This window comes from Duganella sp. Dugasp78, from assembly GCF_059491455.1.
The window spans coordinates 302,626-321,233 of record NZ_CP168506.1 but is presented as its reverse complement, the minus strand read 5'-3'; the positions used below and the strand labels follow the sequence as shown (position 1 = coordinate 321,233).

General features: G+C 63.6%; 19 protein-coding genes. 12 read left to right on the top strand and 7 right to left on the bottom strand.

What is annotated here, in order from left to right:
* Positions 1–37: 37 nt before the first annotated feature.
* Both ACEN9O_RS01475 and ACEN9O_RS01470 read right to left on the bottom strand, forming a co-directional pair.
* Complete coding sequence (locus ACEN9O_RS01475) at positions 38–625, bottom strand: outer membrane lipoprotein (protein WP_495615895.1); 588 nt, start codon at positions 623–625, stop codon at positions 38–40.
* Between the two features lie 18 nt (positions 626–643).
* Positions 644–1,072, bottom strand: a complete 429-nt coding sequence (locus ACEN9O_RS01470) for a TM2 domain-containing protein (RefSeq protein ID WP_495615894.1) — start codon at positions 1,070–1,072, stop codon at positions 644–646.
* A gap of 218 nt (positions 1,073–1,290) precedes the next feature.
* On the opposite strand from ACEN9O_RS01470, the gene rpsP reads away from it, so the two are divergent.
* From rpsP to ACEN9O_RS01420, 10 genes are all read left to right on the top strand, one after another.
* A complete protein-coding gene (gene rpsP, locus ACEN9O_RS01465) occupies positions 1,291–1,536 on the top strand; it encodes a 30S ribosomal protein S16 (RefSeq protein ID WP_008446017.1) in 246 nt (81 codons plus the stop codon).
* Between the two features lie 14 nt (positions 1,537–1,550).
* A complete protein-coding gene (rimM, locus tag ACEN9O_RS01460) occupies positions 1,551–2,111 on the top strand; it encodes a ribosome maturation factor RimM (RefSeq protein WP_495615893.1) in 561 nt (186 codons plus the stop codon).
* A 21-nt stretch (positions 2,112–2,132) separates the two neighbouring features.
* Positions 2,133–2,879 carry a tRNA (guanosine(37)-N1)-methyltransferase TrmD gene (trmD, locus tag ACEN9O_RS01455; RefSeq protein ID WP_495615892.1) on the top strand — a complete coding sequence of 249 codons (747 nt, stop codon included), beginning with the start codon at positions 2,133–2,135 and terminating at the stop codon, positions 2,877–2,879.
* Positions 2,880–2,992: 113 nt separating this feature from the next.
* Positions 2,993–3,379, top strand: coding sequence for a 50S ribosomal protein L19 (gene rplS, locus ACEN9O_RS01450; RefSeq protein ID WP_008446022.1), 387 nt, complete (start codon positions 2,993–2,995; stop codon positions 3,377–3,379).
* 131 nt (positions 3,380–3,510) lie between these two features.
* Positions 3,511–4,179, top strand: a complete 669-nt coding sequence (locus ACEN9O_RS01445) for a CoA pyrophosphatase (RefSeq protein ID WP_495615891.1) — start codon at positions 3,511–3,513, stop codon at positions 4,177–4,179.
* A 56-nt stretch (positions 4,180–4,235) separates the two neighbouring features.
* Entirely contained in the window at positions 4,236–5,204 is a 969-nt protein-coding gene (locus ACEN9O_RS01440) for a CobD/CbiB family protein (RefSeq protein ID WP_495615890.1), read from the top strand.
* Positions 5,205–5,427: 223 nt separating this feature from the next.
* Positions 5,428–5,763 carry a DUF3579 domain-containing protein gene (locus ACEN9O_RS01435; RefSeq protein ID WP_495615889.1) on the top strand — a complete coding sequence of 112 codons (336 nt, stop codon included), beginning with the start codon at positions 5,428–5,430 and terminating at the stop codon, positions 5,761–5,763.
* A 183-nt stretch (positions 5,764–5,946) separates the two neighbouring features.
* Complete coding sequence (locus ACEN9O_RS01430) at positions 5,947–8,697, top strand: M16 family metallopeptidase (RefSeq protein WP_495615888.1); 2,751 nt, start codon at positions 5,947–5,949, stop codon at positions 8,695–8,697.
* Positions 8,698–8,748: 51 nt separating this feature from the next.
* The gene (locus tag ACEN9O_RS01425) at positions 8,749–9,300 is read left to right on the top strand and encodes a hypothetical protein (protein WP_495615887.1); all 552 of its coding nucleotides are present in this window, start codon (positions 8,749–8,751) and stop codon (positions 9,298–9,300) included.
* A gap of 119 nt (positions 9,301–9,419) precedes the next feature.
* Positions 9,420–9,695, top strand: a complete 276-nt coding sequence (locus tag ACEN9O_RS01420; protein ID WP_495615886.1) for an acylphosphatase — start codon at positions 9,420–9,422, stop codon at positions 9,693–9,695.
* Position 9,696: 1 nt separating this feature from the next.
* On the opposite strand, the gene ACEN9O_RS01415 is transcribed toward ACEN9O_RS01420, so the two are convergent.
* From ACEN9O_RS01415 to ACEN9O_RS01405, 3 genes are all read right to left on the bottom strand, one after another.
* Complete coding sequence (locus ACEN9O_RS01415) at positions 9,697–10,671, bottom strand: cupin-like domain-containing protein (RefSeq protein WP_495615885.1); 975 nt, start codon at positions 10,669–10,671, stop codon at positions 9,697–9,699.
* Positions 10,672–10,752: 81 nt separating this feature from the next.
* The gene (locus tag ACEN9O_RS01410; protein ID WP_495615884.1) at positions 10,753–13,494 is read right to left on the bottom strand and encodes a TonB-dependent receptor; all 2,742 of its coding nucleotides are present in this window, start codon (positions 13,492–13,494) and stop codon (positions 10,753–10,755) included.
* Between the two features lie 98 nt (positions 13,495–13,592).
* Entirely contained in the window at positions 13,593–13,778 is a 186-nt protein-coding gene (locus ACEN9O_RS01405) for a hypothetical protein (RefSeq protein WP_495615883.1), read from the bottom strand.
* 132 nt (positions 13,779–13,910) lie between these two features.
* Here ACEN9O_RS01405 and ACEN9O_RS01400 point away from each other — a divergent pair, with 132 nt between their 5' ends.
* Both ACEN9O_RS01400 and ACEN9O_RS01395 read left to right on the top strand, forming a co-directional pair.
* Complete coding sequence (locus tag ACEN9O_RS01400) at positions 13,911–14,651, top strand: GntR family transcriptional regulator (protein ID WP_495615882.1); 741 nt, start codon at positions 13,911–13,913, stop codon at positions 14,649–14,651.
* A 13-nt stretch (positions 14,652–14,664) separates the two neighbouring features.
* Positions 14,665–15,960, top strand: a complete 1,296-nt coding sequence (locus ACEN9O_RS01395; protein WP_495615881.1) for a glycoside hydrolase family 18 protein — start codon at positions 14,665–14,667, stop codon at positions 15,958–15,960.
* 119 nt (positions 15,961–16,079) lie between these two features.
* Here the strand turns inward: ACEN9O_RS01395 and ACEN9O_RS01390 are convergent, their stop codons facing one another.
* Both ACEN9O_RS01390 and ACEN9O_RS01385 read right to left on the bottom strand, forming a co-directional pair.
* Positions 16,080–17,384: a hypothetical protein gene (locus tag ACEN9O_RS01390; RefSeq protein WP_495615880.1), complete on the bottom strand. Its 1,305-nt coding sequence runs from the start codon at positions 17,382–17,384 to the stop codon at positions 16,080–16,082.
* A 105-nt stretch (positions 17,385–17,489) separates the two neighbouring features.
* Positions 17,490–18,608: an ABC transporter ATP-binding protein gene (locus ACEN9O_RS01385; RefSeq protein WP_495615879.1), complete on the bottom strand. Its 1,119-nt coding sequence runs from the start codon at positions 18,606–18,608 to the stop codon at positions 17,490–17,492.

The following is an 18,608-nucleotide window of genomic DNA, read 5'->3' as shown; positions in this document are numbered from 1 at the left end:
GCGAAAAAAAACAGCCCTGAGGCTGTTTTTATTTTGTCTAGTTGCGGACCAGGTTGCCGTTGTCGTTGCGGACCCGGTCGCCGCTCATCATGCGCGGATCGTGGTCGAAGTTGAAGCTGACCTGCTTGCCGTCGTCGTACCGCACATGCACGGTCCACTGCTTGGTGGACTTGGCCTTTTCCTCGATCTTCTTGCCGGCGTAGGCGCCGCCCGCCGCGCCGGCCACGGTGGCCAGTTCGCGGCCGTGGCCGCTGCCGACCTGGTTGCCCAGCAGGGCGCCTGCTACGCCGCCGGCGATCACGCCTAGCGCGCTGCCTTCGCCTTCCTTCTCGCTGACCACCACCGAGGTGACCTTGCCGCATTCCATGCAGCTGCCCGGCTTGGCTGGGCTGGCTTTGAGCTGGGCCTTGGCCAGCGCCAGCGATTTGTCGTATTCGGATTTGGCGTCGCGCGTGCATTGCATGCGGGCGGCCGAGTTGCTTTCTTCCGCGCACAGCTTCTTGTCTTCCGCGTAGCGGGCGGCGATGCGCTTGGATTCTGCGTTGAATTGCTCTTTGGGTGTTTGCGCCTGGGCCGACGAGGCCAGGCCGGCCAGCATCAGTGCTGCCAGAATAGAACGGTTCATGCTTTTTCTCCTTATTTATTAACCGTAGGAACCGCCAGTGTACAACAAGTCAAATAAGCGGGAGATCGTGGCGATCAGGCTGCCCGCGCCCACCATCATGCTGGCCACCAGCACCACGGCCAGCGGCCAGTGGGTGTCCGACTGCTTGCCGGAGCCGGGGTTGAAGCGGGCATCCCATTTTTCGTCCGACATCAGGCCCAGCACCAACGCCTCCAGGAAGCCGGCCAGGCCGGAGACCATGATGGGCAGCAGCTTGTAGAAGCCGTCGGCGTCCGGCCAGGCGGCGGCGATGGCGGCGGACGCCGGCAGCGCCGCCAGGTGGGCCCACAGCCACGGGTCGCGCGGGCCGCGCAAGTACAGCCGCTGCAGGCCCAGGCCGCCGACCAGGAAGGCCAGCAGGGCGGCGAAGGTCTTGTTTTTGTGCGATGTGTGGTGCAAAACAGTCATAGTTGTCGGACAGTGGACGGAAAACATGCAGTATCGGTCATAATACGGCCCCCGGCGGAGCTTTTTTATGGACGAGGCTATTGCCCCGCACGCCGGTTCAGGGGATAATCTTCGATTACCCCAATCTGCCCGATTATTTCATTAACGCTTGCTGCTTCGCGGCAAAGCGCGCTATAATTTGCGGCTTTTTCCGTCCTAGCACACTTTTTGGAAATATTATGGTCGTTATTCGTTTAGCTCGTGGAGGCGCCAAGAAGCGTCCGTTCTTCAACATCGTTGCAACCGACTCGCGCAATCGTCGCGATGGCCGTTTCATCGAGCGCATCGGTTTCTACAACCCGATGGCATCCGGTGGCGAAGTGCCACTGCGCATCACCGCTGACCGTCTGGCTCACTGGCAATCGGTTGGCGCACAACTGTCGCCTACCGTGGCTCGCCTGGTAGCTTCGAACAAAGCTGCTTAAGTCTGGTTGCTGGTTTGACCGATAAGAATGCATCCGGGGTGCAAGTCCCCGACGATCTGGCACAGGTAGGCTTTGTCTTCGGTGCTTACGGCGTTGCTGGCTGGGTGAGGATACGTCCTTTCTCGGAAGATGCGGATGCACTCCTGTCGGTAAAAACCTGGTGGATCGACAAGCCAGGCTTGCGCGATGTCGAAGTCAAGCAGTGCAAGCTGCATGGCGGCGACGTGGTTGCACAGCTGGCGGGAGTGACCGATCGGGACGTCGCAGAAGCGCTGAAGGGCGCGGCTGTTTCGGTTCCGCGCAGTCGTTTCCCGGCCTTGTCCGACGACGAGTTTTACTGGGCCGAGTTGATCGGTCTGGATGTAGAGAATTTGCAAGGTGAGCACCTCGGTACGGTGACTGACATGATGAGCAATGGTCCGCAGTCGATCTTGCGCATACAGCCAGCCGCGACGCCGGATGCAGATCCCGAGGTTACGGCGCAGGAGCGCCTGATTCCATTTGTGGACGCGTTTGTCATCAAGGTAGACAAGGCCGCAAAGAAGATCACTGTCGACTGGGGCCTTGATTACTAAAGAACATAAGGGCGGCCCGCCATGCAATTCGATGTCGTGACCCTGTTCCCTGAAATGTTCGCCGCACTGACGCAGTCGGGTGTCACCCGGCGCGCGTTTGAACAGAATAAATGTGGCCTGTCGTTGTGGAATCCGCGTGATTTCACGACCGACAATCACCGCACCGTGGATGACCGCCCCTATGGCGGCGGCCCCGGCATGGTGATGCTGGCCAAACCCCTGGAAGCGACGCTCAACGCGGCGAAGCAGCGCCAGACCGACGCCGGTCTGCCGACGCCCCGCGTGGTGTTCATGTCGCCCCAGGGCAAGCAGTTGACGCACGAGCGCGTGATGCAGCTGAAGCAGGAGCCCGGTCTGGTGATCCTGTGCGGCCGCTACGAAGCCGTGGACCAGCGTCTGCTGGACCGCTGCATCGACGAGGAAATCAGCCTCGGCGATTTCGTGCTGTCCGGCGGCGAGCTGCCGGCGATGGCCTTGATGGATGCCGTGATCCGCCAGATTCCCGGCGTGCTGAACACGGATGCGTCGGCGATCGAGGACAGCTTCGTCAACGGCCTGCTGGATTCGCCGCATTACACGCGGCCGGAAACGTATGAAGGTGTGGGTGTGCCGCCGGTGCTGATGGGCGGCAACCACGCCGAGATCGAGAAATGGCGCCGCCAGCGCATGCTGGAAGCGACCGCGCGCAAGCGCCCGGATTTGCTGGTCAAGGCACGTGAGGCAGGGCTGCTCACCAAGCTTGATGAAAAGTTTTTGGCAGGTTTGTAAACCTGTTGTTGTAGCTAGCGGGCATGTCGCCCGCGTGTTTTAACCCCATCCTCTACTGGGCAACGAGCTTCGGCTCATAGCGCGCCAGCATGATGGTTTATGGAGTCATAAAAATGAATCTGATTCAACAACTCGAGCAAGAAGAAATCGCTCGCCTGGGCAAAAGCATCCCTGACTTTGCACCTGGCGATACCGTGATCGTCAACGTTAACGTAGTCGAAGGCACCCGCAAGCGCGCCCAGGCATACGAAGGCGTGGTCATCTCCCGTCGTAACCGTGGCCTGAACTCGAACTTCATCGTTCGTAAGATCTCGTCCGGCGAAGGCGTCGAGCGTACCTTCCAGCTGTACTCCCCGCTGATCGCTTCGATCGAAGTGAAACGCCGCGGTGACGTACGTCGCGCTAAACTGTACTACCTGCGTGATCGTTCCGGTAAATCGGCACGTATCAAGGAAAAACTGCCAAACCGTCGCCCAGTGGCGAAAGCAACCGCCGCTTAATAGCTGCGTTTGTGTTTGGATAGAAGGGGCGCCGGTGGCGCCCTTTTTTTTACCCCGCAATGCGGCCCAGGGGTCGGACCCCGTACGGGGTCCGACCCCGCCTCGGTTCGGGGGATCTTCTGGAGGTGACTTTGGCCAAACCGCTGTTCGACCCGCAACAACTTCCCGTGGACGCCATCGCCGGCGAGCCCGCCGTCGCGCCGGAGCGCCTGACGCCCGCGTGGCTGCGCGGCCGCTTCATCGAGCAGCCGGCCTGGACGCCCGAGGGCGCCGAGGAATCGCTGGGCAGCCTGTCGCAGCGGCCGACGCCGACGCCGGCCTCGGTGCTGATCCCGCTGGTGCCGCGCGAGGGCGGCCTGACCATCCTGCTGACCCAGCGCACCGCGCACCTGACCGACCACGGCGGCCAGATCAGCTTCCCAGGCGGTCGCGCCGAGGACTACGACAGCGACGCGGTCGACACGGCGTTGCGCGAGTCGGAGGAGGAGATCGGCCTGGCGCGCCGCCACGTCGATGTGCTGGGCACCTTGCCCAAGTATCTCACCGGCACCGGTTATTGCGTCACGCCAGTGGTGGGCCTGATCGCGCCGCCGTTCGAGCTGACCGCCGATCCGTCCGAGGTGGCGGAAATCTTCGAGGTGCCGCTGGCCTTCCTGATGGATGGCCTAAACCACCAGCGCCTGTCGGTGCAATTGCCGGGTGGGCGGCGCAGCTTCTACGCCATGCCGTATGGCGACTATTACATCTGGGGCGCGACAGCCGGCATGCTGCGCAACCTGTTCCATTTCTTGCGCGCATAGTCACACTTAGGCTATCGTAGCGGGCATCGAGGCATTGCCGACTCAAAGGATTCTTAATGACTTTTCTTTCCATTCTATGCGCGCTGCTGATCGAGCAAATGAAGCCGCTGCGCGCAGACAATCCGATCTACGCCGAAATCAAGCGCCTGGCGTTGCGGATGGAGATCTGGTTTAACGCCGGCGATTCGACCCACGGCCGCATGGGCTGGTTCCTGATGATGGCCATGCTGATGGTGCCGACCGCGCTGATCTACTGGGTGCTGAAGCACTACAACTGGTTCCTGGCGGCCTTCGCCTGGAACGTGCTGATCGTCTACCTGACGCTGGGCTTCCGCCACTACAGCCACTATTTCACCTCGATCCAGCTGGCCCTTAGCGCCGGCGACGAGGCCGCGGCGCGCGCGCTGCTGGCCGAATGGACGCGGCAGGACACGGTGGGCATGGAGGCGTCCGAGATCGCCCGCCTGGCCGTCGAGAAGTCGCTGATCACCACCCACCGCAACGTGTTCGGCGTGTTCTTCTGGTTCCTGATGCCGCTGGGCCCTGCCTGCGCCGTGATGTACCGCGTGGCCGAACACCTGGCGCGCGCCTGGAACGAGCCTGAGCACATGCGCAACGAGGCCTTCGGCCAGTTCGCCGCGCGCGCCTTCTACTGGATCGACTGGATACCGGTGCGCCTGACGGCCGTGGCCTTCGCCGTGGTCGGCAACTTCGAGGATGCGATCTACGCCTGGCGCAACTTCGCCCACCGCTGGGCGGACGAGGCGATCGGCATCATCCTGTCGGCCGGCGGCGGCGCCATGGGCGTGCGCCTGGGCTCGCCGGCGGAAAACGCTCCCAAGGTGCTGCCGGCCGACGCCGCCACCGTGGACAGCGGCGACGAGGAGCCGGACATGCTGCCGGGCGAGGAGCCGAGCGTGCGCGCGCTGCAAAGCACGGTGGGCCTGGTGTGGCGCGCCTTGCTGCTGTGGATGATGTTGTTATTGCTGTTGTCGGGCGCGGTCTGGCTCGGGGCGACTCCCTAAGCAGGTACAATAGCGGCATTGCTGTGGTGCGGAATGATGATTATTCTGCACCAAAGTGGTTAATCGCGTTGGAATGTGGATTGAAATCAATGACTTACGTATTCAGGTCTTCTATAAGATATAATACGTAAGAATCTTACAGAATGATATCCGCCCGACCCACTCGTCGGGGTCTTCCACGCATTCTTGTTACCAACAAGTACCTACTCAGAAGCAGCCGCCTATGGCAGAGTCAGCGCAAAAACCGTCAGAACAGCAGGATTCGTTCTTCATCCTCGGCCAGACCAGCAATGGCAGGCAGTTCCGTCCCAGCGACTGGGCCGAGCGCCTGTGCGGCGTGATGTCCTGCTTTAAGCCGGAAGGCTATGGCGGCGGCCGCGACTCCCATCTGCAGTTCTCGCCGTATGTCACGCCGACCGTCATCAATGGCGTTAAGTCGGTGGTGGTCAACGGCAAGCTGCGCCAGCTCGAACCGCTGGCCTATCACTTCGTCATCTCCTTCGCCAAGGATAACGACCTGCAGATGGTCGATGCTTGCATCCTGCCTGAAAAGGCCTGAGTTTTACCCCGCACCCCCATGCGGGGTCTGACCCCGCGGGGTCAGACCCCTAAGCGGTGACGCTGGCGTCTCGCTGGTCGCGTGCGGGGTTGGTCCCCCCCATTAAAATTTGCTTAAGCGTCTACCCACGGGGGCGGGGTAGGGCGTATGCTGCCTGTTCTTCAGTTTTTTTCGCGAGAGACCATGAACAACAGCCGTTTGAAACACGTCGCCGCCGCCAGCTTGCTGCTGTGCGGCTTGTCCTTTGTCGCCACCGGCAGCGCGTGGGCGCAGGCCTTGCCGGCCGGCGTGGTCAAGGGACCGTCGGTCGAGGGCATCAGCGAGTACCGGCTGCCGAACGGCTTGAAGGTGCTGCTGTTCCCCGACGCGTCCAAGCCGACGGTGACGGTCAACGTCACCTACCTGGTCGGCTCGCGGCACGAAAACTACGGCGAGACCGGCATGGCCCACCTGCTGGAGCACATGATGTTCAAGGGCGCGCCGAAGAACCGCAGCATCCCGCAGGAATTCGCCAACCGCGGCATGGAATTCAACGGCACCACTTCCTACGACCGCACCAACTACTACGAGGTGTTCCAGGCCGGCCAGGATAACCTGAAGTGGGCGCTGGACATGGAGGCCGACCGCATGGTGCACTCCTTCATCGCCCGCAAGGATCTCGATTCCGAAATGACGGTGGTGCGCAACGAGTACGAGAGCGGCGAGAACGATCCCTTCTCGGTGCTGCTCAAGCGTATGCAGAGCGTGGCCTATGACTGGCATGCGTATGGCCGTTCCACCATCGGCAACCGCAGCGACATCGAGAATGTGCGCATCGAGAATCTGCAGGCCTTCTATCGCACCTACTACCAGCCGGACAACGCGGTGCTGCTGGTGGCCGGCAAATTCGATCCCTCGCAGACGCTGGCGTGGATCAGCAAATCGTTCGGCGCGATCCCGAAACCCAAGCGCAGCCTGCCGCCGTTCTGGACGGTCGAGCCGACGCAGGACGGCGAGCGCAGCTTCGTGGTGCGCCGCAAGGGCGACATGCAGGTGATCGCGCTGGGCTACAAGATTCCGTCGGCCTTGCAGCAGGATAGCGACGCGCTCAGTTTCATGTCCGAGATCCTGGGCGATACGCCGACCGGCCGCCTGCACAAGGCGCTGGTGGAGAGCGGCAAGGCGGCGCAGGTGTTCAGCTTTGGCCAGACCGGCTATGCGCCGGGCTTGCAGATCATCGGCGCGGTGGTGAAGGCGGGCCAGCCGCTGGAGCCGGTGCGCGATGCGCTGATCGCGACGGTGGAGGGCTTCGCCGCGACGCCGCCGACGGCGGAAGAGATGGAGCGTGCGCGGCGCAACTTCGCCAACGGGATCGAGAAGTCGCTCAACGATCCGCAGCGGGTGGGCGTGAGCCTGTCCGAGGAGATCGCGCTGGGCGACTGGCGCCTGCTGTTCGAGGGCCGCGACAAGCTGCCCACCATCACGCCGGAGCAGGTGGCCGCGGCGGCGGGGCGCTATCTGAAGCGCGACAACCGCGTGGTCGGCAGCTTCGTGCCGGAGGATGCGCCGCAGCGCGCCGAGATCCCGCCCGCGCCATCGGTGGCGGAGGTGATGAAGGACTTCAAGGGCAAGGACAGCGTGCTGACGTCGGAGGTGTTCGATCCCAGCCAGGACAACATCAACGCGCGCACGGAGCTCAAGACCATCGGCGGCTTGAAGGTCGCGCTGTTGAGCAAGAAGAATCGCGGCGAGGCGGTGTCGGTGGACCTGCAGCTGCATTGGGGCGACGAGAAAAACCTGTTCAACACCGCGATCGTCTCGAACGCGGCCAACGAGATGCTGATGCGCGGCACCAGCAAGTACAGCCGTGAGCAGCTGGCCGACGCCTTCGCCAAGTTGAAGATCAGCGGCAGCCTGTATCGCTTCGATACCACGGGACCGAACCTGGACGCGGCCTTGCGGCTGGTCGCGCACGTGCTGAAGGAGGCCAGCTTCCCGGCGGCGGAGTTCGAGCAGATGCGCCAGCAATGGCTGGTGGGGATCGAGGCCTCGCGCAACGAGCCGCAATCGCTGGCGCGCACGGAGGTGGACCTGTATTTCAACCACTATCCGAAGGGCGATGTGCGCGCGCCGATGACGGTCGATGAGCAGCTGGCGGCGGTGAAGGCGCTCAAGCTGGAGGACGTGATCGCCTTCCATCGCGACTACTACGGCGCCAATCACGGCGAGCTGGCCATCGTCGGCGATTTCGACAAGGCTGCGATCAGCAAGACCATCGCCGACAGTTTCGGCGGCTGGGACAGCAAGGTCGCTTATGCGCCGATCAAGTCGACCAACGAGGACAAGGCGCCGCTGCACAAGATGATCAATGCGCCGGACAAGGAAAACGGGTTCTACACCGCGCGCCTGAACCTGGACCTGAACGTCAATGATCCTGATTATCCCCTGCTGGATCTGGCGAACTACATCTTCGGCGAGGGTGGCTTGAAATCGCGCCTGATGGACCGCATCCGCCAGAAGGATGGCTTGTCCTATGGCGGCGGCTCGGGCCTGCAGCCGGGCGAGATCGACCGCGCCGGCAGCTTCGGCATCGACGCCATTGCCGCGCCGCAGAACCTGAAGAAGCTGGAGGCGGCGATCCGGCAGGAGCTGGAGCGGGCGGTGAAGGACGGCTTCACCGCGGCCGAACTGGCGGGCGCCAAATCGGGCTTGCTGCAGCAGCGGGTGCAGAACCGCTCCAAGGACAACGTGCTGGCCGCCGGCTGGACGCGCAACCTGTACATGAACCGCACCTACAGCTGGAGCAAGGAGTATGAGGACAAGCTGAAGGCGGCCACGCTGGCGCAGGTCAACGCCGCCTTCCGAAAGGCCATCGATCCGGCCAAGCTGACGGTGGTGATGGCGGGCGACGAGGCCAAGGCGAAAGCTGCCGTATCTGCGGCGGCTGCCAAATAACTCGAATGCGTGCTGGCGTCCCGCTGTTGCGGTGACGTCAGTGATATCCTCGTGAACACTTGGTTCAACGCACAATCAAAGGATGCCATGGCGCGCTTCATCGATCGTCTCAAGTCGCTGCTTGGATATGGCGACTCTCCCGTGAGTGCTGACCCGTTAGACTACGAACAGGTCGTCATTCTGGACGCTGAAAATCTGGCGGAACAGGGCATCCTGACAGCGTACAAAGAATTGTCAGCGCGAATCGAACCGTACTCGCCATCACCGCTTGAAGTCACGGAAGTCATGGACAACGAGGGATTGGGGTACTCGGTATATGCCGGTGAGCAGCGATATGTCATCTGGGAAGTGATCGATGGCGTACAGAACAAAGATGGCTGGGAACGCGCTACCTGTGCCTTCTTCCAAATCGTGAATGCCAGGCTAGGCAATTCCTCCCACCGCTTCTACGCGCTCTACGGCGGCAATGATCTCTTTGGTATATTCCTCACCGAAGAGGAGTTCGCCGCCGCCAGGCGCGCCATCCCCAAGCGCTCCAACTGGCCCTGGATGCCAGATAACGCGCAGCCGGATTATGGCTTTCCTGTCGAGGATGCGGTCTGATCGGGTATTAGGCTATTGGGGTCAAGTCTGACATTCGGACACGGCCTCTGCCGTAGCGGCCGCTACGGCAGAGGCCGTGTCCGAATGTCAGACTTGACCCCCACCATTTTGGAGGTGCTGTGATACGACTGATGATAGAAGGCCGGGTGCAGGGTGTCGGCTATCGCGCTTCGTTTGCGGAGCAGGCGAGGGCGCTGGGCTTGGCCGGCTGGGTGCGCAATCGGCGTGATGGTTCGGTGGAGGCTGCGGTGGAGGGCGAGGCGCACGCCATTGAGGCCATCGTGACCTGGGCCAGGCGCGGGCCGCCTGCCTCCAAGGTGACGCATGTCGGCGTCGAAGATATGGCGGCGCAGACGGACATGGACGGCGACTTCAAGATCCTGCCGACGTTGTAAGTCAGGATTTTGGTTGCTGTGGACGGGCGTTTTGCAGCACGCCTTGCTTGTGCTCGGGGATGTGCGCGGACGGGTCTTGCGCCGGATCGAACACGTAGTGCCGGAAGATAGCGCCCCAGGCCGCGCGCAGTGCCGGCGGCTGGTGCTTCATGCTTTGCAGCGTGGCCACCAGCGCCTCGAAGGTGGTGCCGGCATCCGGCGCTGGCTCCTCATTTTTCCACCAGTAGTTCACCATCATGTTCAGGATGCCGTTGGACTGCACGTGATGCCACCACAGCGACGGGATGAACAACGCGTCGCCCGGCAGCAGGTCGGCCACCTGCGCCGCTTCCAGCGCCTGCCGGAAGCGCGGGTGCCGCGCGTAATCCGGATCGCAGAAATTGACCATGCTGATCGGCGTCGGCGTCGGCGCGAAATCCAGCGGGCCGATATACAGGTTGCCGACCTGCTCGGGCGGGAACAGCGTGAAGCGCCGCTCGCCGCTGACCACGCAGGCCAGGTTGTACGATTCATCAAAGTGCGCCGGCGTGGTGATGGTGTTGCCCAGCCAGATGCGCGGCCGCACCGACGGCGGCAGCGCGGGCGCTACGTTGTGCAGCGCGAATTGCGGCAGGCAGTCGTCGATCAGCGCACTCTGGATCGCCACCGAGGGCGGCGCCTCGAACTGCGAGTAGCGCGCCAGCTGTTCGATCACCCTCGATACCGGCACCTTGTTGCGGACGAAGTTGAAGCCCTCCATATCCGGCTTGTAGAACAGCCGGCCGCGCTGGTCCGGCGGCGTCATGACGGCGTCGACCTCGTGTCCGCTGTCGAACCCCATCAGGTACTGGCACAGCGCTTCCGGCGCCTGCCGCGCTTTGTGCACGGCCGGCCAGTGACGCACGAAGCCGCGCAGGATGGCGGGCCGGTAGCTGCCGGCGATCTCTTGGTCAAAGCGCGCCGGGTCGAGGTCCTGGTATTCGATGATCTGGTTCATGATCGTATGATGGCATAAAAAAACCCGCCAGGGCCGGGGAAGCCGTGGCGGGAACAGACTACACAATGAAGCGGTTACGGATTAATACTTGATATGCAGGCCAGCGTAGTACTGCGCGCCGTTGGCATAGAAGCGTGCCGGTTGATCCTTGTTGAAGATGTAGTTCTTCAGGATCGGGTTGTTCAGGTTCTGGCCACTGAGCGTCAGCACGATGTTCTTGCTGATGTTGTAGTTGAACGAGGCAGACAGGGTGCCCGATGCGTCCTGGTACAGCGGGGTGCCGCGGTCCTGGGCTGCCAGGAACGACGAGCGCCATGCGTAGCTCAGACGGACGTTGAACTTGTCGTTTTCGTAGTACACGCCGGCGTTGGCCGTGGTCTTCGAAGCGCCCAGCATGTCGCATGGATCGCCGGAGGTGGCGGTCTGCATCGCCGGGCAGGCGCCGAAGTCCAGGTGCGAGTCGGCGAAGGTGGCGTTGGCGTCGAAGCCGTAGCCCATGCCGACCGGTACCTGTGCCGCCAGTTCCATGCCCTTGACCTTGGCGCCGACGTTGATCGGCGAGGTGATGCTGTAGGTCGCGAACACTGGCTTCTTCTGTTCCTGCGAAGCGCGGGTGTCGATGAAGGTGCCGGTGCTGGTGCCGTAGCCGACGTAGTCATGCAGGTCCATGAAGAACACGCCGGCCGACAGCAGGGCGCGCGGTGCAAAGTACCATTGCAGGCTGGCGTCCAGGTTGTTCGACTTGACCGGTTTCAGCGCCGAGTTGCCGCCGTTGCCGGTGTGGGTTTCGTCGGTCAGGATCACGGCGCCGCCCAAGGCGCCGTAGTCCGGACGGGTCATGGTGCGCGACAGGCCGATACGGGCCACCAGGTCCGAACGCAGGTCGAACTTCAGGTTCAGGCTAGGCAGCGGGATGGTGCTGTTGTTGTCGATCGCGGTCTTCTTGACGAAACCGCCCCATGGATACGCCGGCAGCGTTTCGCCGCTTGGCTGGTTCGGCAGGATCTGGTAGCCGTTCGAGGTGCCTTCGGTGCGCACGATGCGCAGGCCGACGTTGCCGTTCCAGCCTTCGCCTTCCATCTCGCCCTGGACGTAGATCGCCTTGGTGTTTTCCTTCAGGTCGAACATGTCCTGGTAGTAGGTGCGCGAGACGTCGCGGTTCGAGTGCAGGTCGCCCCATGCGTTCAGGATCGCAGGGTCCAGCAGCCAGACGTTTTTAGGGAAGTCGCCGCCCAGGTCCTTGCCGAAGTTGCCAGGATAGGTGGTGCCGTTCCATGCCGGGTTGGTGGTGTTGCCGCCGACGTCGGTGTTGGACCAGTTAGGACCCTGCGCCACTTCGAAGTTGGAGCGGGTGTGGTGCGAGCCGCGCACGCCGAATTTGATTTCGCGGAACACGCCGCTGTCCAGCGCGAAGGCCGCGTCGATCTGGCCATAGCTTTCCTTGTCGTCGGTGGTGGCCGGCGAGACGCCGAACACCCAGTCCAGCGGGGTGCCGGTGAACTTGGAGACGTCGATGGCGGGGAACTTGACGTTGGCCGGGCTGCCCAGGCCATTCAACTGGTAGCTGGCGCCGGAGTTGTTGACGTCGCCCTCGAACACGCCCTGGCTCGGGGTCACGCCCTTGCCCTTGGTGGCGCCGGCCTTGGCGGTGAACACCAGCTTGTCGGTGGCGCGCCATTTGCCGTCCAGGTCGAAGAATTCGGTCTGCGCGTAGGCGCCTTCGCGGACGATGTCGTCGACGATGCCGTAGCGCAGCGGCTTGGCGGCCGTGCCCTTGTTGGCGAACGATGCCGACACCAGCGTGCCGTTGCGGATCACGTAGCCCGGATCAGGCGCGACGCCCGAACCCAGCATGCCGGAACCGTTCATGTCGGTCATGTAGTTGGTGTTGAAGTTGGAGGCGTCCATCTTCGAACGGAAGTAGGTCGCTTCCAGGCTCAGGTCGCGGCTAGGCTTGAATTGCAGGTCGACCAGGCCGCCCTTGCGCTTGCGCTCCTGCTGGAACAGCGAGGAGCCGATCAGGCGCGGGAACCAGACGTTGGCCAGGTCCGGATTGGTCTTGACGGCAGCGTTGGTCGGTGCGACCTGGGTCCACTGCAGCAGCTCCTGGCCGTCGCGGCGCAGGCTGCGTTTTTCCGAGAAGCCTTGCACCATCAGGCCGAGCGTGCCGGCTTCGTTTTTCCAGTTGAACAGCGCGCTCACTTGCGGATCGGTTTTTTCTGGCAGCGTGGCGTACACCGCCTGCACGGTCGCCTCCATCGCGATCGGCTGCTTGAAGTCCAGCGGGTGACGGGTGCGGATGTCGATCGAGCCGCTCGAACCGCCTTCGATCTGGTCGGCGGTCGGCGCCTTGTAGACCACCACCTGGCCGACGATTTCCGACGGCAGCAGCGAGTACGAAGCGGAACGGCCGACGGCGCCGCCCACCTGGTCCAGCACGAACCAGTCGCCCGACGAGACGGCGTGGCCGTTGATCAGGGTCTGGGTCAGCGAAGGGGCGGTGCCGCGCATCGAAACGCGGTCGTTTTCGTCGAAGCCGCCCGAACCGGCGCCCGAGGTGGAGATGTTCACGCCTGGGATGCGCTGCAGCGAGTCGGCGACGTTCTTGTCCGGCATCTTGCCGACGTCTTCGGCGGTGATCACGTCGACGTTGCTCGACGCGTTGCGCTTGACCGACAGCGATTGTTGCAGCGAGCCGCGGATGCCGCTCACGACGACGACTTCAGGCTCTTTTTCTGCCGCGGCCTGTTGAGCCTGAGCGGTCATCGAGACGCTCAGCGCCAGGATGGCAGCTGCGGTCGCGATGGGCGTCAGTTTGGACATTTTAGTGTTATTCGAATTGTGATACATGTTCCCTCCCGTTGATGCGGGCTCCGCCGAGCCCACTGATTGTTGATGCCGTTCACTTCGTTACAAACCACTTACAAAACCAATCCAACGCCAATATACCCGTCTTTTAATACCAGATCACTACCACTTTCAAATTCTTTTTTGTTATGTTGTATGCCGCATACAGAGTGTTTCTTCGGCAACATCATAATACCGCTGTGAAGCCGGTATGGACCACGCTTGTGGCGATCTGCAACAGGCTGTAAGCCAGTATTCATGTGGGTTTGCGGGGTTTTGTGAAAAATATTTGCGGACTCGGAGGGTTGCGGCTGCTGCGCGGTGGTCTTTTTTTGGTATTATCAATTGACAACGACGAACAGGATGCCTGCAGCCTTATGGAAAGCGATCCCATGACCCCACTGGTACACATCCGGGCGCACCTCAATGAGACCAGTAACCTCCCGCTGTACCAGCGCCTGCAACGGGCTTTGCGCTCGGCCATCGAGCAGCATCTGCTCAAGCCGGAGGACGCCTTGCCGGCCGAGCGGCAGCTGGCGGCGGACCTGGCGGTCTCGCGCATCACGGTGCGCAAGGCCATCGACGGCCTGGTCGGCGAGGGCGTGCTGGTGCGCCGGCCCGGCTCCGGCAACTTCATCAACACGCGCATCGAGAAGAACTTCGCCAAGCTGACCTCGTTTTCCGAGGACATGCGGGCGCGCGGACGCACGCCGCGCAGCGTGTGGCTCAAGCGCTCGGAGGGCACGGTCACGCCGGACGAGGCGATGCGGCTGCGGCTCAGTCCCGGCGCGGCGGTCTACCGCTTCCACCGCATGCGCTACGCCGACGACGTGCCGATGTGCCTGGAGTACGCGACCATCGTGGCCTCCTGCCTGCCGTCGCTGGAGGCGGTCGACGTGTCGATGTACGACGCGCTGGAGCGCGCCGGCAACCGTCCGGTGCGCGCCTTGCAGCGGCTGTCGGCGCTGCTGCTCAACGCCGAGCAGGCCGCGCTGCTGCAGGCGAAGGAGGGCGATGCCGGCCTGTCGGTCGAGCGGCTCGGCTTCTTGCGCGACGGCCGCGCGGTGGAGTTCTGCCGCTCCTACTTCCGTGGCGACATGTACGACTTTGTGGCGGAACTGAACGCCAGCTAACCTTGAAGGATCTATGAACACGCATCACCTGAAACGCTGGGCCATGGCGACGGCGCTCGCCGCCGCCTTGCCCGGCACCGCCACCGCCGCACCTGAAATCGTCGGCTACTATCCCGGCTGGAAGTCGGACGCCTTCCCCGTCACCGCCGCCAACGTCGACGCGGGCAAGCTGACGATGGCCTTGTACGCCTTCCTCGACGTCTGCTGGAACGGCCAGCACGGCAACCCCGAACCCTCGGTCAACTACGTGGCGGCTTGCCAGGACGCGGCCGGCGACGCTGCCTCGGCCAACGGCGCGCTGGTGTTCCGCGACGCAGCCAGGGACGGCGCCAACCTGCGCGCGCTGGTGGCGCTGAAAAAAGGCCATCCGCAGTTCAAGGTGGTGGTGTCGGTCGGCGGGTGGGACTGGTCGAATCAGTTTTCCAACGTGGCCGACAGCGCGCCGGCGCGCGCCAGCTTCGTCGCCTCGTCGGTGAAGCTGATGCGGCGCTTCGGTTTGGACGGTGTCGATATCGACTGGGAGTATCCGGGCGAGGCCGGCGTGCCTTGCGTGGCCGGCGCCGTGTGCGCGCGGCCGGCCGACAAGCAGAACTTCATCCAGCTGGCGCGCGAGCTGCGCGCGGCCTTCGACGCCGCCGGCCAGCAGGACCGCAAGCATTACAGCATCACCATCGCGGCCGGCGGCAACGCCAACTACGTCAACCACGGCGGGGCCGCCAGCGACTGGACCGCGCAGCTGTCGCAGAGCCTGGACTGGATCAACATCATGGCCTACGACTACCACATGCCGTGGGAGAAAAACAGCGGCCACCACGCGGCGCTGTCGGCCGACGCCGGCGACCCGGTGACGGCCGGCGGCCTGTACGCGGCGGGCTCAGTGCAGCGCTACCTGCAAGCCGGCGTGGCGGCGGACAAGCTGGTGCTGGGCGTGCCGTTCTATGGCTATGGCTGGAAAGGCTGCGCGCCCGGCGTGGCCGGCGACGGCCAGTACCAGCCCTGCGACGGCGGCGTCACCGACGGCGTGGATGGCGGCAATTCGTATGGCTTCGGCCTTCTGCTCAAGCGGGGCTACCTGACGGCGGCATACGAGGGCGGCCAGGGCTTCAAGCGCCACTGGAACGGCGCGGCCCAAGCGCCCTACCTGTACCGCGCGGCGGACGGCGTCTGGATCAGCTACGAGGACCCCGCCTCGCTCGGGGAGAAGGCCCGCTACATCAAGGCGCAGGGGTTGCGCGGCGCGATGTTCTGGGAGCTCAGCGCCGACGGCGGCCATCAGATGATGCGCGCCCTGTCGGCGGCGATGCGATAACCCCGCGTGCCTGAGCGATACGCCGGCTGCGCCACTTAGGGGGCGGACCCCGTACGGGGTCCGACCCCGCCTGGCGGTGCGGGGTAAAAAAAAACCGGCGCGAGGCCGGTTTCGTTGGATTACTTGGCTTCCGCCGGTGCTGCCTTCGGCGGGTTCTGGTACATGATCCAGTAGCGCGCCAGGTCGCCGCGGCCGTCGTTGCCGCTGATGGTTTCCAGCAGCTTGATCGACTCGTCCTTCTTGCCGGCGATGGCCAGCGCGTAGGCCAGGCGCAGCTTGGCGTCTTCAGGATTCTTGTTCACGCCCTTGGCGATACCTTGCTTCATCAGCTCGATGCCCTTGTCGGCCTGGCCCATCGTCACGTAGTTGTAGCCCAGGTTGACCAGGCCGACGCCGTCCTTCGACTTGTTCGCGGACTCGATGCCCTTGTCGATGTTCTTCGCATCGTCGGCGGCACCCTTGTTGGCGCTGTCGCGGATCTTCTGCAGCGCGGCCTTGTTCTTGTCGGCCGGGATGGCGCCTGGGTAGCCCTTGTCCATGGCGATCTTCGCTTCGGTGAAGAAGCCGCCCAGCACGGCCAGCTCGCCGATTTCCGCGTAGTCTTCCGGTTCCATCTTGCCCGGCGCGGTCAGCGCCTTCAGGCGGGCGATGTCCAGGTCCAGGCGCGACGCGTAGGCTTTCTTGCCGCGGGTGCGGTTCAGCAGGTCGAACCAGTAGTCTTCGCTTGGATAGAAGCGGACCAGCTCTTCCACCGCTTGCAGATACAGTTCGGTGTCCTTGGTCTTGATGCCGACGTTGCCCAGCAGGTTAAGCTCGTCCTTCGGTGGCGCGACGCCCGATTGCTTGGCGGCGGCGATGTCCTTCAGCGCCTCGGCCTTGGCGGTGGCGAAATCGTCCTTGAAGAAGTAGGAGCGCACGATGTACTGGCGCTGCTTGAGGGTGTCGCCCGACTCGGTGCCGTAGCGGGTGAACCAGGCGATGGCCTGGTCGTAGTCCTTGATGTTGCTGTAGTAGATGCCGGCGATGGCGTCGATGAAGCGCAGCTTGTCTTCCGGCTTGAGGCGACCGGAGTCGATCATGGCGCCCAGCGCCTTGACGGTGGCCTGGTGGTCGCCGGTGGCCTGGCCCAGCTGCACGCGCATCTGGTTCAGGATGAAGTCTTCGTACGGCGTCACGTTCGGCATCGCGGCGGCGCTGTCGATGCGGTTCTTGAATTCGGCGTAGTTCTTGGCTACCAGCAGTTCCTTGGTCTGGGCCGGGTCGATCAGCTTGTAGATCTCGGGACGCACTGCATCCTTCGGCGGCTCGGCCGGCTTGGCGGCTTCGGCGGCGTAGACAGGGGACATGCCCAGCATGGCTGGTGCGGCGTTCAGGCCGATGGCGGCCAGGATCAGGCTAAGACGAACGAGACGAATGTGGGACATGAATTATCCTTCTATCAAACAATTTAGAGGGCCGGCGGGTACGCCATGCCATCGCGACAGTGTAAACCTGCGTATTGTTACATAAAACCGCTGGTAAATACGAATTCAAGCGTGTGCCGGCCCGCGCGCCAGCGCCTGGCCGGCGGCGTTAAACAGCAGGCAACGGGACGGCGGCAAATGCACGCGGGCGCGGTCGCCGGCATGCAGCGGCGGCGCTTCGGCGCCCCGCTTGACGGCGACCATTTCGCCGGCGCCGGCCAGCGTGGCGTAGACGATGGACTGGTCGCCCAGATACTCCACGTGGCCGATGCCGACGTCGATGGTGTTGGCCGCGGCGTCGGCGCCGGCGATGGTCAGGTGCTCGGCGCGCACGCCCAGCGTGACGCGGTCGCCGCGCTGCGGGCCACGGCCGGAAGCTTGCACCTCCACCTCGGCAATGGCGCCGCCGGGCAGCAGCACGCTGGCGTGCCGCGCGGCGATCGCGATGATCTCGCCGGCGATGAAGTTCATCTTCGGCGTGCCGAGGAAGCCGGCCACGAACAGGTTGGCCGGATGGTTGTACAGCTCATGCGGCGTGCCGACCTGCTCGATGCGGCCGGCGTTGAACACCGCGATGCGCTGGCCCAGCGTCATCGCCTCGACCTGGTCGTGGGTGACGTAGATCATGGTGGTCTTGAGTTCCTGGTGCAGGCGGCTGATCTCTACCCGCATCTGCACGCGCAGGCTGGCATCGAGGTTGGACAGCGGCTCGTCGAACAGGAACACCTCCGGCGTGCGCACGATGGCGCGGCCGATGGCGACGCGCTGGCGCTGGCCGCCGGACAGCTCCTTCGGCCGGCGCTTGAGCAGCGGCGCGATCTGCAGGATGGCCGCCGCGCGCTCCACCGCCGCCGCCACCTCGGCCGGCTTGTGGCCGGCCAGCTTGAGCGCGAAGGCCATGTTTTCATACACCGTCATGTGCGGGTACAGCGCATAGGACTGGAACACCATCGCCAGCCTGCGCTGCGCCGGTGCGATGTCGTTGGCCAGCACGCCGCCGATGTGCAGCGTGCCGCCGCTGATGTTTTCCAGGCCCGCGATCATGCGCAGCAGCGTGGACTTGCCGCAGCCGGACGGGCCGACGAAGACCATGAATTCGCCATCGGCGATATCGAGGTCGACGCCGTGGATGACCGGGGTTTTGTCGTAGCTCTTAACGACGCGATGGAGGCTGACGCTGGCCAT

Coding starts and splice junctions, on each gene's coding strand:
- ACEN9O_RS01400 (WP_495615882.1), top strand. CDS start 13,911: ATGACCCCACTGGTACACATCCGGGCGCACCTCAATGAGACCAGTAAC.
- ACEN9O_RS01415 (WP_495615885.1), bottom strand. CDS start 10,671: ATGAACCAGATCATCGAATACCAGGACCTCGACCCGGCGCGCTTTGAC.
- rplS (WP_008446022.1), top strand. CDS start 2,993: ATGAATCTGATTCAACAACTCGAGCAAGAAGAAATCGCTCGCCTGGGC.
- ACEN9O_RS01410 (WP_495615884.1), bottom strand. CDS start 13,494: ATGTCCAAACTGACGCCCATCGCGACCGCAGCTGCCATCCTGGCGCTG.
- ACEN9O_RS01390 (WP_495615880.1), bottom strand. CDS start 17,384: ATGTCCCACATTCGTCTCGTTCGTCTTAGCCTGATCCTGGCCGCCATC.
- ACEN9O_RS01430 (WP_495615888.1), top strand. CDS start 5,947: ATGAACAACAGCCGTTTGAAACACGTCGCCGCCGCCAGCTTGCTGCTG.
- ACEN9O_RS01470 (WP_495615894.1), bottom strand. CDS start 1,072: ATGACTGTTTTGCACCACACATCGCACAAAAACAAGACCTTCGCCGCC.
- ACEN9O_RS01435 (WP_495615889.1), top strand. CDS start 5,428: ATGGCAGAGTCAGCGCAAAAACCGTCAGAACAGCAGGATTCGTTCTTC.
- rpsP (WP_008446017.1), top strand. CDS start 1,291: ATGGTCGTTATTCGTTTAGCTCGTGGAGGCGCCAAGAAGCGTCCGTTC.
- ACEN9O_RS01440 (WP_495615890.1), top strand. CDS start 4,236: ATGACTTTTCTTTCCATTCTATGCGCGCTGCTGATCGAGCAAATGAAG.
- trmD (WP_495615892.1), top strand. CDS start 2,133: ATGCAATTCGATGTCGTGACCCTGTTCCCTGAAATGTTCGCCGCACTG.
- ACEN9O_RS01405 (WP_495615883.1), bottom strand. CDS start 13,778: ATGAATACTGGCTTACAGCCTGTTGCAGATCGCCACAAGCGTGGTCCA.
- ACEN9O_RS01475 (WP_495615895.1), bottom strand. CDS start 625: ATGAACCGTTCTATTCTGGCAGCACTGATGCTGGCCGGCCTGGCCTCG.
- ACEN9O_RS01385 (WP_495615879.1), bottom strand. CDS start 18,608: ATGGCCAGCGTCAGCCTCCATCGCGTCGTTAAGAGCTACGACAAAACC.
- ACEN9O_RS01395 (WP_495615881.1), top strand. CDS start 14,665: ATGAACACGCATCACCTGAAACGCTGGGCCATGGCGACGGCGCTCGCC.